Origin of the sequence: Paraflavitalea speifideaquila, assembly GCF_032395985.1 — a bacterium.
Lineage (GTDB): Bacteria > Bacteroidota > Bacteroidia > Chitinophagales > Chitinophagaceae > Paraflavitalea > Paraflavitalea speifideaquila.
This window is the reverse complement of sequence record NZ_CP135920.1, coordinates 5,982,203-5,995,215: the sequence shown is the minus strand read 5'-3', so window position 1 is coordinate 5,995,215 and position 13,013 is coordinate 5,982,203. Positions and strand designations below refer to the sequence as shown.

The window sequence follows — 13,013 nt, the reverse complement described above, 5'->3', positions numbered from 1 at the left end:
TGTATATCCTGTACCTGAATAATCTGCCTTTCATCAATGAAAAAGGGCTGATCTTTTATCCCGAATGGCTCCATGTGATTCCGCCGAAGGAATTCCTGAAAGCAAAAAAACTGGCCCGCCCCATTACGCTTAGTGAGTTTGAAGTTGATCCCGATGAATGGACCAAATTGACACTGGAAGATAAAGGTGTACGCTTACTGGAAGGGGGTAAAAAGCTATCACAGCAGGACTATGCCTACTATGATGCTGACCTGAAAAATATATTACCAACGATTGGCAGAAGGCTTCCAGGATCATTCACCAATTCCTGCATAAGAATAAACAAACCACCGGCGATGCGTACATCCTCTGGCGCATCAAGACCTTGTTGGCGGCTGGTGAATTTGATGTACAAGGCGAAGTAAAGAACATGAAGGAGTTTGAAGTCAAGAATAAAGTTGTGCAGGGAGCAGAAACAACCAATGCCTAATCATATCATGAGACAAAACTTCTGGCTGACCTTATTGGTAATACTGCAGTTGGCCTGCAGCAGCCATACCACCTCCGTCCAAACCGATGCCGACCGCATCAATGAACTGGTTACCGCTTATGCGCGCCAATACAAGTTCAATGGAACAATACTGGTGATCAATAGAGGACAAGTGGTATTCAGCAAAGGATATGGCTTTAAAAGTGTTAAAGACAGTACCTGGAATGATGTAAATACCATCTATCAACTGGGGTCTGTTACCAAACAATTTACTGCTACCATTATCCAGCAACTGCAGGAACAGAAGAAATTGTCGGTGCATGATAAACTGGCGAAGTATTATCCGGGACTTCCGGGGCCGATACCATAACTATTGAGCACCTGCTGACCCATACCTCGGGTATTTTCAATTATACCAACGATGGTAAGTTTATGGCCAGCGAGGCGGTTAAACCCGCTACCCAGGAAAAGATCATCGCCTTGATTAAAGACAAGCCGCTGGATTTTAGCCCCGGTACACAATGGAACTATAGTAACTCAGGTTATTCCCTGTTGGGTTATATTATTGAAAAAGTAACCGGCCAGCCTTATGAGCAGGTAGTGCGGGAACGTATTTTCAAACCATTGGGCATGATGCACAGCGGCTTTGATTTTACCCACCTCACAGATGCAAATAAAGCGACCGGCTACAATATCTACCGGGAAAATGTGAAGGTGCCGGCTGGCATTGTTGACTCTTCCGTGTCTTATGCAGCAGGCGCCATTTATTCAACCGTCAATGATCTGTGGGAATGGCATAAAGGATTATTGAAAAATACGATCATTAAAGCCAGCTCTCTTGAAAATGCCTATACACCCTATAAGCGGAATTATGGCTATGGCTGGACAATAGATTCAATATTTGGTAAGCGGATCGTGCAGCATGGGGGTGGTATCTTTGGTTTCAATACCAACTTTGCACGCATTCCAGCTGATGATGTTTGTGTAGTATTATTGGCCAATATGAATACCGGAGCGTTGGGGGCTATCAATGAAGGTATCCTGGCTATTTTATACAACCGGCCTTATCAAATACCCAGGGAGAAAGTGGCCATTAAAGTAGATTCGGCTATTCTGCAACAATATGCAGGTGAATATGAATTGAAGCCAGGGTTTACCATTACGGTGCGTGTAGTGAATGGGACTTTGAAAGGAGTAGCAACCGGGCAACCGGAGTTTGACATGTTTGCAGAAACAGACAATAAGCTCTTCCTGAAAGTGGTGGATGCCAGTGCCGAGTTTGTAAAAGATGCGGAAGGCAAGGTGAATACGATGATTTGGACGCAGGGAGCAACGATAACTGCTAAAAGAATAAAATAAATAAGGATGGGAATGCCGTATTAAGGCTTTTGTATCCTTCTAAAGAATATCTATGGCAAAATCAAAAATAAACGAGCAGGCATTTAATCTTGACACTGGGTTAACGGGCCAATACAAAACCTGGTTCCTGGACTATGCATCTTATGTGATCCTGGAAAGGGCAGTACCTGCGGTGGAAGATGGGTTGAAACCAGTACAACGGCGTATCCTGCACGCCATGAAAGAAATGGATGATGGCCGTTACAATAAAGTGGCCAATATCATCGGCCAGGCCATGCAATACCATCCCCATGGTGATGCCAGTATAGGTGATGCACTGGTGAATATGGGGCAGAAAGACCTGCTGATCGATACTCAGGGTAACTGGGGTGATGTGCGTACCGGCGATGATGCGGCGGCGGCCAGGTATATTGAGGCTCGCCTTAGCAAGTTTGCCCTGGAAGTGGCTTTTAATGCCAAGACTACCGAGTGGGCATTGAGCTATGATGGTCGTAAAAATGAGCCGGTAACATTGCCCATGAAGTTTCCTCTATTGCTGGCACAGGGTGCCGAGGGAATTGCGGTGGGACTGGCTACTAAAATATTACCACACAATTTCAATGAGTTGATCGAAGCAGCCATTAAATACCTGCGGGGCAAGAAGTTTGAATTGATACCCGATTTCCAAACGGGTGGTATGATGGATGCCACCAATTACAACGAAGGCAAACGGGGTGGTAAAGTGAGGGTGCGCGCTCATATTGAGGAATTGGATAAGAAGACATTGGTGATCAAAGATGTACCCTATGGCGTTACTACGGCTCAGTTGATGGACTCTATTGTAAAGGCCAACGACCAGGGCAAGATCAAGATCAAAAAAGTAACTGATAATACAGCTGCAGAAGTAGAGGTACAGGTAGACCTGGCGCCCGGTATTTCGCCGGATATCACCATTGATGCCCTCTACGCATTTACAGATTGTGAAGTGAGCATTTCTCCCAATGCCTGCGTGATCGTAGACCACAAACCGCAGTTCCTGAGCGTATACGACCTGCTGCGTTTGTCGGTAGATAAAACCAAGGATCTGCTGAAACGTGAGCTGGAGATCAAATTGGGCGAACTGCAGGAGAAATGGCATTATACCTCTCTGGAAAAGATCTTCTTTGAAGAAAAGATCTATAAAGAGCTGGAAAAGAAACATGAGACCTGGGATAAGGTATTGCTGGCGATTGCCAAGGCTTTTGAACCCTTCAGAAAGCAACTGAAGCGCGATATTACGCGCGAAGATATTGTGAAGCTGACGGAAAAGCCGGTACGCCGTATCTATAAGCTGGATATTGATGAGTTGAATGACCAGATCAAGGGACTTGAAAAAGAGATCAAACAGGTAAAGAGTGACCTCAATAACCTGGTTGATTTTACGGTGGCCTATTATGAAAACCTGCAAAGCAAATACGGTAAGGGCAGGGAACGTAAAACTGAGATCAAGTTGTTTGAAGCCATTCAGGCCAAGCAGGTGGCCATTGCCAATATCAAGATCTACGTAAACAGGGCAGATGGTTTTATTGGCACCGGTTTAAAGAAAGATGAGTTCATTGCCGATTGTTCGGCCCTGGATGATATCATTGCCTTTACCAAAACCGGCAAGATGAAGATCGTGAAGGTATCGGATAAGGCGTTTATTGGTAAGGATATTATCCATGTAGCGTTGTTTCAGAAAAACGATGAGCGTACTACCTACAATATGATCTATGTAGATAGCAAAACAGGTATCAGTTATGCCAAACGCTTCAATGTAACTGGTATTACGCGCGATAAAGAATATGACCTTACCAAGGGTGATGAAAAAGTAAAGTCCATTATTTCACGGCCAATTCCAATGGTGAAGCCGAGATCGTGAAGATTGTACTTAATCCCAACAGCTCGGCCCGTAATAAGGAACTTGATTTTGCCTTTGAAGAGCTGGAGATCAAGAACCGGACCAGCATGGGCAACCAGGTGACGAAATACCCCATCAAGAGCGTTAAGTTCAAAGAAGCGGGCCGTTCTACCCTGGGTGGCCGTAAACTGTGGTTTGATGACCAGTTTGGCCGCTTGACCACAGAAGCCAAAGGCGAATACCTGGGCAGCTTCCAACCGGAAGACCGGTTGCTGGTGATGTACCACGATGGTACCTATCAAATAACCGATCAGGAATTGACCAAGAAGTTTGATGTAGAGCAAGTGGTAGAGATCGAGAAATTCAATCCTGAAAAAGTAGTTACCGCTATTTACCTGGACAATGATAAACAGCAGTTCAATATCAAGCGTTTCAAAATTGAAACGACTACCTTGAACAACAAGTTCATGTTTATTAAAGAAGGAGATGGCAATTACCTGGATTCGGTAACTACCCATCCTGAACCTATTGTAATGATCAAATCGGGCCGCGGCACACAGGCACGTACACAAAAGGTCAAGATCCATGGGTTTGTGGAAGTAATGGGCTGGAAAGCGGTAGGTAATAAACTGACCGACTTTACGAAGAGCACCGAGTTTGAATGGGCCATGAAGGAGATCAAGGAAACTGAGAATGATCAACCTGAGTTATTTTAGATCAATTGGGTAAGGAGGCAATCAACAGCTTCTGCAGCCTGTCATATTATAACAGTGGGTTATCTGTTCCGGACAGGTAACCCATTGCTTTTAAGTAGTGGACAATATAGCGCATGCCTATGCGTTAATTTTTAGTAGTTTCGGGCCCAAACCCTTTAACTATATTTACCCTCAACCCTCCCAAAGCATGAAAAGGATAGTAGGTTCTTTACTGGTGATAGCCCTGTTGGCCACCAGCTGCGGCAAAGAGATCAGTACGGAAACCAATGGCACAGGCACCGGCAACGGACCAGGCACAGGTGGTGGCGGCTCGTCAGCCCCGGTACCTACCAGTATTTTTCAAAGGGCAGTTACTGGAAATACAAACTAACGGGTGCTTTTCCGGGCGAAACAACCATTACCAGCACGGGACAGTCACGTACGGTAAGCGGCATTCCCTGTACCGTATTCAATGGCACCAGTACCACTACGCCAGGTACATCTGAAGGCTTTTATGGTATTAAAGACCATAATTACTACACTTTTATAAAAGCTGTTTCACCCAATACAGGTGCACTGCTGGATGTATCTTTCCTGTACCTGAATGATACGGCATCTGTTGGGTATACCTGGGATCATGAAGGAGGAACGGGCAATGGCTTTAAAGCATTTACTCCCGGCGAAATACTGGAAAAAGGTATTACGATGACAGTGGAAGGCAAATCCTACAAAGACGTGACGCATACACAGATTGAACTACAGTATGATATACCTGGCTTGGGGGTGCTCACATTTGCTACCTATGATTACTATATTGCTAAAAACATCGGTATTATCAAGATCGATACAGAAGGCGACCTCACCTGGGGCGGTGGTATAAAGACGGAATCGAACCTGATCGATTATTCTATCAAATAACAACTGCATTCGTAATTAAAAAGGGTGGTTTACTTCTTATAAGTGAACCACCCTTTTAATTTATTGAATGAGCTATTTTTTTCTTTTTCGCAATCGCACCAGGGCATTTTGGGTAAGGCTGCTGGAGAGGTACATATCATACCGGTGAATGCCGTCGGTGATGACCATCAGGGCCGTATTGGGCGGATATTTACCCAGGTTTTCGGCAAACATACCTATTTCGCTAACGGGTCGTTTATCGTCCATAGCAATATAGATAGTGAGTGCGCGGGAGCTCAACTCCTGTTTCAGGATAATGGGCGTTTTATTGAGTAATACACTGATCGTGTCCCCATCAATATCTCCATTGTCATAAAAACTGATCCGAATGGAATCGCTTTCTATCTCCAGGTCCTGGAGGTAGATATTTTTCCTGCTTTCGTATTTCTCTACCAGTTTAGCCGTCACCGCTTCCTCTAATTTGGTTGGCTTTAATACCAGCGAATCTGGCGTCAGCACTGCAATGGAGGCTACCGGTTTTTCGCTTGCTGGCGAGTTGGTCACAATCACATCTTCCTGCTGGGGCTGCCAGATCTTTTGCCAGTAACCATATTGTTCAGCAGACTATCCTGGTTGGCATTATCCAACGTAAAACTGGTACGTAATTCGGGGCAGGTATATTTGTACTTAGGTTCAGTAATAAACGAACCACTCAAGGTACTTTTGGCCTGGCTTACCATTAGTTTGCCATAAAAGCCCATGGGGCATTCAATACCATTGCGGGTATTGGAGCTGTAATGGAACATGGATAAACCTGGAATGATCACTTCCCGGGTAGATTTGTTGTAGCTGCCGCGTACAAAAAACTCTGATAACTGTCCTTGAAGTAATAACCGAAGATACCCTCTACTTCGTCGCCTTTTTGTTTGAGAATTAATTCGGTGAGGTAGTTGTTCTGATTGCCCTGGTCTACAACATCGGCCTTGCCAAACCAGGAGCCGGTTACTGTTTGGGCACCCAGGTATTGGGCTGCCAATAACGATAACAGGAGGATGGTAGTTTTCAGCATATGTGAAATTAAGGAGAAAAAATCAAGCCAAATCCATCTCCCTATTTCATATAACGCTTCATTTCGCGGTCATTGTCCCTTTGTTTAATGGTTTCGCGTTTATCGTACAGTTTCTTACCCTTGCCCAGGCCTATTTCCATTTTTGCCAGTCCACCCTCATTAAAGAATATCTTGAGTGGCACGATGGTATAGCCCTTTTCTTTGACCTTGGCCTCAATTTTACGCAATTCCTTTTTTTGTAGCAATAGCTTTCGCTCCCTTACCGGGTTGTGGTTATTGCCGATGCCATGGGAGTATTCTGCAATATGGAGGCTTTTAATCCACAGTTCTCCTTTCTGAAAATAACAATAGCTGTCATTGAAGCTGGCCCGGCCAGCCCGGAGTGATTTTACTTCCGTTCCCATCAATACCAGGCCTGCATCGTATTTGTCTTCGATGAAAAACTCATGATAGGCCGATTTGTTGCTAATAGACATGGGAGAAATACAAGCATTTAGAAGACAGGAGACAGAATACAGAAGTCTGCATCGCAACATTCTGTATTCTGTCTCCTATATTCTGTATTCTTTTCTTAGTTTTTAAACAATGATAGTACGGTAGCCAGTTTATCCTTTAGCTCCTTGCGGTGTACAATGAAATCAAGGAAGCCATGTTCCAACAGGAATTCGCTGCGCTGGAAACCTTCAGGCAGGTCTTTCTTGATGGTTTCTTTGATTACCCGGGGGCCGGCAAACCCTATCAGGGCGCCTGGCTCGGCAATATTCAGATCGCCCAGCATACCGAAAGAGGCAGAAATACCTCCAAAGGAGGGGTCGGTCAACAAAGAAATATAAGGAATGCCAGCATCAGTTAGTTGTGACAACTTACCCGATACCTTGGCCAGCTGCATCAATGAAAAAGCACTTTCCATCATACGTGCGCCGCCAGATTTACAAATGATCATCAACGGGATACGGTGTTCCAGGCATAGGTCGGCCGCGCGTGAAATACGTTCGCCCATTACACTTCCCAGCGAACCTCCAATGAACTCAAAGTCCATACACCCAATTACCAGGTCAAAAGATTTGACCTTACCCCGGGCCACCCGGATAGAATCGGTAATATCGGTTTTGGCCCAGGTTTCCTGCAGGCGTTTGTCGTAAGACTTCAGATCGGTAAAATGGAGGAAATCTTTAGAACGGATGTTCTCATACAAGATCTCAAATTGATCCTCATCATAAATGACATCAAAATACTCTGAACTGCCTATGCGGTGATGGTAATTGCATTTGGGGCACACAAAAATATTTTCCCGGAGCTCGGTCACGGTACATATATAACCGCATTCCGGGCATTTGCTCCAGAGTCCTTCGGGTGTTTCCTTTTTCGGCGGTACTGGTCAGAATCCCCTTCTTAATCCTTTTGAACCAACTGCTTTTCGTTTCTTCACTTTGCCCTTCTTCTCCTGCCAGATTGGCCTCAAAATCCTCTTCTTGCTTCATTAGGTCGATTTTAAGGGGGCTAAGATAGAATTTTAGAATAAGTGCAAGAAGTACAGTATAAAGTGAAAGAAGATTCAACAAAATAACCAATGAAATGACGCAGGAATGGTGTGCCATATTTTCACTGAAGGAGTATTCAATACATTATAAATGCGTAAGCACGACATGGTATAACGAAATGTTGCCAAGAATGGTATATATATCAGGAAATTTTTACCGAAATATGATATTTGACCTTGCTGCGTTATTTTTGCGTCGAAATCAGTCGAATAGAACAACTTGACTCAAGATGATCACATTCAATCATCGGGAGACTTGCCAAGAATAATAAATACTAACCAATGAAATGGTCTGCCTTCTTTACGTCCTCCATCGGCAAAAAACTGGTAATGAGCTTAACAGGAATTTTTCTGATCACCTTCCTGGTGGTGCATGCGGGGATCAATGCCTGCATATTTGCCGACCTGTTCGATCCTGCGGATGATGGTGAAATGTTTAACCGGGCAGCTCATTTTATGGGTTCAAGTTGGGTGATCCGTGCCGCAGAAATTGGCCTGTTTGCGTTTATCATCCTGCACGTGGTACAGGGTTTTATGGTAGAAATTCAGAATCGCAGCCGCCGGGGCGTAGGATATCAAAAGCAGATGGGCAACAAAGGCAGTAAATGGTACAGCCGCTCTATGGGGTTGCTGGGTACCTTGTTGTTGTTGTTCCTGATCATGCACATCTCTCATTTCTGGGTGCCTTCCCGTATTACAGGTTTACCTGAAGCTTCCTACGATGTTAATCACCACGATCTTTTTATTAAAATGTTGCAGGTTTTTGAGAACCCATTCATTGTAGTCTTGTATATACTGGGATGTATTTCCCTGGCCTATCACCTGGCACATGGTTTCCAGAGTGCTTTCAGAACCCTGGGTGTTTACAATAAGCGTTACCTGGCCCTGCTTAATGGCGTAGGTATTGGATTTTCTATCCTGGTACCCCTGGTATTCGCCCTGATGCCCATTAGCATGCACTTTCAGTGGGTAGGTTTACAGAACTAAGCAAACAAAAATTATTCCGGAGACCTGCTCCAGATAAATTAAAAACCATAAACTGGTTATATGTTGAATTCAAAAATTCCTGCCGGTCCTTTAGAACTCAAATGGACAGATTATAAAGGTCATTGTAAGCTGGTAAACCCAGCCAATAAGCGTAATCTGGAGATCATTATTATCGGTACAGGATTGGCTGGAGCTTCGGCAGCAGCTGCCTTGGGTGAACTGGGGTATAAAGTAAAAACCTTCTGTTTCCAGGATTCTCCCCGCAGGGCTCACTCCATTGCTGCACAGGGTGGTATCAATGCTGCCAAGAACTATCAGAATGATGGCGACTCTGTTTTCCGTTTATTTTATGATACAGTAAAGGGGGTGATTACCGCGCCCGCGAAGGCAATGTGCACCGGCTGGCCGAAGTGAGCGCCAATATCATTGACCAGTGCGTGGCACAGGGGGTTCCTTTTGCCCGCGAATATGGTGGTTTGTTGAGCAACCGCTCCTTTGGTGGAACACAAGTACAAAGAACTTTTTATGCGGCTGGTCAAACCGGTCAGCAATTATTAATAGGCGCTTACCAGGCCCTGGAGCGCCAGGTAGCACTGGGTAATGTGATACAATATTCCCGTCATGAAATGCTGGATATTGTAAAGATCGATGGTAAAGCAAGAGGTATCATTGCCCGCGACCTCATTACCGGTGAACTGCAACGCCACTTTGGTCATGCAGTATTGTTGTGTACAGGTGGTTATGGCAACGTTTTCTACCTGTCGACCAATGCCATGGGTAGTAATGTGACCGCTGCCTGGAAAGCCCACGTAAAAGGCGCTTATTTTGGTAATCCCTGTTATACACAGATCCACCCCACCTGCATACCTGTAAGTGGTGATCACCAGTCCAAGCTTACCCTGATGTCGGAAAGCTTGCGTAATGATGGCCGTATCTGGGTGCCCAAACAAAAAGGCGATAACCGCCGTCCCAATGAAATCGCAGAGGAAGAAAGAGATTATTACCTTGAAAGAAGGTACCCTGCTTTTGGTAACCTGGTTCCGCGCGACGTAGCCTCCCGTGCCGCCAAAGAACGTTGTGATGCAGGTTATGGTGTAGGTACTTCCAAACAGGCTGTATACCTGGATTATACCGATGCTATTGAGCGTTATGGAAAGATAGAATGCCGCAAGCTGGGCATCAACAATCCCGATGCTGAAACCATTCGCAAGCATGGTGTAGCCGTTGTGAAAGAGAAATATGGTAACCTTTTTCGATATGTACGAAAAGATTACCGGTGAAAATCCCTACGAAGTGCCGATGCGCATTTATCCCGCGGTGCATTATACCATGGGCGGCTTGTGGGTAGATTATGAACTAATGACCACGGTACCTGGTTTATATTGTCTTGGTGAAGCCAATTTCAGTGATCATGGTGCTAACCGCCTCGGCGCTTCTGCCCTCATGCAGGGATTGGCCGATGGTTATTTCGTGATCCCTTATACCATTGGTAATTACCTGGCCGAAGAGATCCGTACCAAAGCGATCCCAACCACTGATGCAGCTTTTGAAGAAACTGAAAAGGCTGTACAGAGCCGCATCGAAAAACTGATGGGCATTAAAGGAAAGCAAACAGTTGAGAGTTTCCATAAACGCCTCGGCAAGATCATGTGGGAGAAATGTGGTATGGCACGCAATGAGAAGGGACTCCAGGAAGCCATTGTAGAAATACAACAACTGAAAAAGGAATTCTGGAGTGATGTACGTATACCTGGCATCATCAATGAAATGAATCCCGAGTTGGACAAAGCCAACCGGGTAGCAGATTTTATTGAGCTGGGTGAGCTGATGTGTAAAGATGCCCTGAACCGCAGGGAGAGTTGTGGTGGTCACTTCCGCGAAGAATCACAAACCGATGAAGGAGAAGCCATGCGTGATGACAGTAAATTCCAGTATGTAGCTGCCTGGGAATATAAAGCGGATAGCCAATGGGAGTTACACCAGGAGAAATTAGAATTTGAGGTAGCTAAGCCAAGTCAACGTTCTTATAAATAGAATTTCTAATTTGAAAATTTGAGAATGTGGTAATTTGAGAATGAAAAATTACATCCACTATCTAATTTTCAAAGTATGAGAAACGACAAAGAGAATGTGATCGTAGAAAAACGTTCAACTTTTCGCTGGCTGTTGTGAAGTATTGTGAAGTTCTTGAATGCAATCGGAAATATGTAATAGCTAAGCAGCTTTTACGCGCAGGTACATCAATTGGAGCTAACGTATTTGAAGCTCAAAATGCTGAAAGTAAGGCTGACTTTATTCACAAAATGAAAATTGCGGCCAAAGAGGGGAGTGAAATTTTGTACTGGTTGATGTTGTGCGAAAAAAGTGAGGGATACCATTTTAGACCTGAACTGAGGAGAGCATTAGATGAGATCATGAAGATTTTGTCCAAAATTATTTCCTCAGCCAAAGCTAAAATTCAACACCCGATGTAAATGTTCTTAATGCATTTTCAAATTATCAAATTGTCTAATTAACACATTTCATACACATGGAGCATTATACAATGAATCTGACTCTCAAGGTCTGGAGACAAAAGAATAAGGACGACAGGGGACAATTTGAAACCTACCCGGTAAAAAATGTTTCATCGGAAATGTCTTTCCTGGAAATGTTTGATGTATTGAATGAAGAGCTTATCCGGGATGGTAAAGATCCCATCACCTTCGACCACGATTGCCGGGAAGGGATTTGTGGTGCCTGCTCCATGTATATTGATGGCCGGCCACATGGTCCCTGGCAAGCCAATACCACCTGCCAGTTACACATGCGTGCTTATAAAGATGGTGATACCATCGTAGTAGAACCCTGGAGGGCGAAAGCTTTCCCCGTGATCAAGGACCTGATGGTAGACCGTACTGCGTTTGACCGTATTATTCAGGCTGGTGGTTACATTTCAGTGAATACGGGTAACCCAGTTGACGCCAATGCTATTCCGATTGAGAAAGACAAGGCAGACCTGGCCTTTGCCAATGCAGCCTGTATTGGTTGTGGCGCCTGTGTAGCAGCCTGTAAGAACAGCTCGGCCAGTTTGTTTTTATCTGCCAAGGTTTCTCACCTGGCCTTATTGCCACAGGGTGATCCAGAGCGTAAAGACCGTGCGCTGAATATGATTGCTCAAATGGACAAAGAAGGATTTGGCGGTTGTACCAATACGGGCGCTTGTGAGGCCGTATGTCCCAAAGAGATCTCCATCAGTAATATTGCCCGCCTCAACAGCGAGTACCTGCGTGCCGGACTGACCATTGATAAGTAATTGTGGGAATCTGGATCTATTGCATTTTGAGGATTTAGATGAGCTTATAAATAATTATAAACCGGCTTATGGCCGGTTTTTTGTGCCTTTAAAGATTGGCAAGTGGTGACACTTTTCGCGCTCGATGCAGGCCCTAGGGTGGGTCGCCCTTTCAGGGCGGCTGCCCCTGAACCAGAGAACATTTTCAAGGCTAAAGGCTAATATCCAACAGCTAATACCCTCCTTCAACCTTTACTCCTCAATTGTTGTTAGTTTAGCTGATGGAATATAAAATACCTTCTCAAACACGCATTGGGCATGTGCATTTAAAGGTGGCCGATCTGGACCGGTCGCTGGCATTTTACCAGGGCCTGCTGGGTTTTGAGATTATGCAACGTTATGGTTCCCAGGCAGTTTTCATTTCTGCGGGAGGATATCACCACCATATTGGTCTCAATACCTGGTACAGTAAAAACGCACCGCCTGCGCCTCAACAAGCTGCCGGTTTATTTCATACAGCCATCCTGTATCCCACCCGGAAAGACCTGGGTCAGATATTGAAAAGGCTAATGGAGTCCAAATATCCGTTGACGGGTATGTCGGACCATGGCGTATCGGAAGCTATTTATCTTGATGATCCCGATGGCAATGGGGTAGAGCTGTATTGGGATAAACCCAGGGAGCTATGGCCTCTGGATGCGGCCGGCAACCTGCAAATGATCACCGAACACCTGGATGTGGAAGGCCTGCTGGCCGAAGCGTGATGCACGCGTTTTACCCATTTCCCGTGAATTTTCATTCTTTACACCAGAGGTAATACCAACTGCCTTGATTGAGTACTTTCAGCACCATTAAAAACCTGCTG

General features: G+C 45.0%; 15 protein-coding genes and 3 pseudogenes. 13 read left to right on the top strand and 5 right to left on the bottom strand.

Annotated elements, in window-relative coordinates:
* Positions 1 to 262 precede the first annotated feature (262 nt).
* The 7 genes and pseudogenes from RS881_RS61930 to RS881_RS41130 all read left to right on the top strand — a co-directional run bounded on the left by RS881_RS61930 (position 263) and on the right by RS881_RS41130 (position 5,299).
* A complete protein-coding gene (locus tag RS881_RS61930; protein ID WP_315824767.1) occupies positions 263 to 469 on the top strand; it encodes a DUF3658 domain-containing protein in 207 nt (68 codons plus the stop codon).
* Positions 462 to 1,423 (top strand): annotated as a pseudogene (locus tag RS881_RS60620) (serine hydrolase domain-containing protein); the annotation flags it as partial. The gene RS881_RS61930 and the pseudogene RS881_RS60620, both read left to right, overlap by 8 nt.
* 48 nt (positions 1,424 to 1,471) lie before the next feature.
* Positions 1,472 to 1,828 carry a DUF3471 domain-containing protein gene (locus RS881_RS60615; RefSeq protein WP_350340299.1) on the top strand — a complete coding sequence of 119 codons (357 nt, stop codon included), beginning with the start codon at positions 1,472 to 1,474 and terminating at the stop codon, positions 1,826 to 1,828.
* 52 nt (positions 1,829 to 1,880) lie between these two features.
* Positions 1,881 to 3,781 (top strand): annotated as a pseudogene (locus RS881_RS41145) (DNA gyrase/topoisomerase IV subunit A); the annotation flags it as partial.
* Positions 3,782 to 3,793: 12 nt separating this feature from the next.
* The gene (locus RS881_RS41140; RefSeq protein ID WP_527250442.1) at positions 3,794 to 4,402 is read left to right on the top strand and encodes a hypothetical protein; all 609 of its coding nucleotides are present in this window, start codon (positions 3,794 to 3,796) and stop codon (positions 4,400 to 4,402) included.
* 187 nt (positions 4,403 to 4,589) lie between these two features.
* Positions 4,590 to 4,772: a hypothetical protein gene (locus RS881_RS41135; protein WP_315816096.1), complete on the top strand. Its 183-nt coding sequence runs from the start codon at positions 4,590 to 4,592 to the stop codon at positions 4,770 to 4,772.
* Positions 4,773 to 5,086: 314 nt separating this feature from the next.
* A complete protein-coding gene (locus RS881_RS41130; RefSeq protein ID WP_315816095.1) occupies positions 5,087 to 5,299 on the top strand; it encodes a hypothetical protein in 213 nt (70 codons plus the stop codon).
* Positions 5,300 to 5,371: 72 nt separating this feature from the next.
* Here the strand turns inward: RS881_RS41130 and RS881_RS41125 are convergent, their stop codons facing one another.
* The 5 genes from RS881_RS41125 to accD form a co-directional block, all read right to left on the bottom strand.
* The gene (locus RS881_RS41125) at positions 5,372 to 5,842 is read right to left on the bottom strand and encodes a hypothetical protein (protein WP_315816094.1); all 471 of its coding nucleotides are present in this window, start codon (positions 5,840 to 5,842) and stop codon (positions 5,372 to 5,374) included.
* Between the two features lie 2 nt (positions 5,843 to 5,844).
* Positions 5,845 to 6,105, bottom strand: coding sequence for a hypothetical protein (locus RS881_RS41120; protein ID WP_315816093.1), 261 nt, complete (start codon positions 6,103 to 6,105; stop codon positions 5,845 to 5,847).
* The gene (locus tag RS881_RS41115; RefSeq protein ID WP_315816092.1) at positions 6,102 to 6,347 is read right to left on the bottom strand and encodes a hypothetical protein; all 246 of its coding nucleotides are present in this window, start codon (positions 6,345 to 6,347) and stop codon (positions 6,102 to 6,104) included. Before RS881_RS41115 ends, RS881_RS41120 begins: the two co-directional genes overlap by 4 nt.
* A gap of 41 nt (positions 6,348 to 6,388) precedes the next feature.
* Positions 6,389 to 6,823: an SsrA-binding protein SmpB gene (gene smpB, locus RS881_RS41110; RefSeq protein WP_315816091.1), complete on the bottom strand. Its 435-nt coding sequence runs from the start codon at positions 6,821 to 6,823 to the stop codon at positions 6,389 to 6,391.
* A gap of 95 nt (positions 6,824 to 6,918) precedes the next feature.
* Positions 6,919 to 7,662: an acetyl-CoA carboxylase, carboxyltransferase subunit beta gene (gene accD / locus RS881_RS41105; protein ID WP_315824765.1), complete on the bottom strand. Its 744-nt coding sequence runs from the start codon at positions 7,660 to 7,662 to the stop codon at positions 6,919 to 6,921.
* Between the two features lie 507 nt (positions 7,663 to 8,169).
* On the opposite strand from accD, the gene RS881_RS41100 reads away from it, so the two are divergent.
* The 6 genes and pseudogenes from RS881_RS41100 (at position 8,170) to RS881_RS41070 (ending at position 12,912) form a co-directional block, all read left to right on the top strand.
* Positions 8,170 to 8,874 carry a succinate dehydrogenase cytochrome b subunit gene (locus RS881_RS41100; protein WP_315816090.1) on the top strand — a complete coding sequence of 235 codons (705 nt, stop codon included), beginning with the start codon at positions 8,170 to 8,172 and terminating at the stop codon, positions 8,872 to 8,874.
* Between the two features lie 60 nt (positions 8,875 to 8,934).
* Positions 8,935 to 10,154 (top strand): annotated as a pseudogene (gene sdhA / locus RS881_RS41090) (succinate dehydrogenase (quinone) flavoprotein subunit).
* Positions 10,132 to 10,908, top strand: a complete 777-nt coding sequence (locus RS881_RS41085; protein WP_315816087.1) for an FAD-binding protein — start codon at positions 10,132 to 10,134, stop codon at positions 10,906 to 10,908. Before sdhA ends, RS881_RS41085 begins: the two are co-directional and overlap by 23 nt.
* Before the next feature lie 134 nt (positions 10,909 to 11,042).
* Positions 11,043 to 11,348 (top strand): four helix bundle protein, encoded by a 306-nt coding sequence (locus tag RS881_RS41080; RefSeq protein ID WP_315816086.1) that lies wholly within the window; start codon positions 11,043 to 11,045, stop codon positions 11,346 to 11,348.
* Between the two features lie 71 nt (positions 11,349 to 11,419).
* Positions 11,420 to 12,169 carry a succinate dehydrogenase/fumarate reductase iron-sulfur subunit gene (locus tag RS881_RS41075; protein ID WP_315816085.1) on the top strand — a complete coding sequence of 250 codons (750 nt, stop codon included), beginning with the start codon at positions 11,420 to 11,422 and terminating at the stop codon, positions 12,167 to 12,169.
* A 260-nt stretch (positions 12,170 to 12,429) separates the two neighbouring features.
* Positions 12,430 to 12,912: a VOC family protein gene (locus RS881_RS41070; protein WP_315816084.1), complete on the top strand. Its 483-nt coding sequence runs from the start codon at positions 12,430 to 12,432 to the stop codon at positions 12,910 to 12,912.
* Positions 12,913 to 13,013 lie beyond the last annotated feature (101 nt).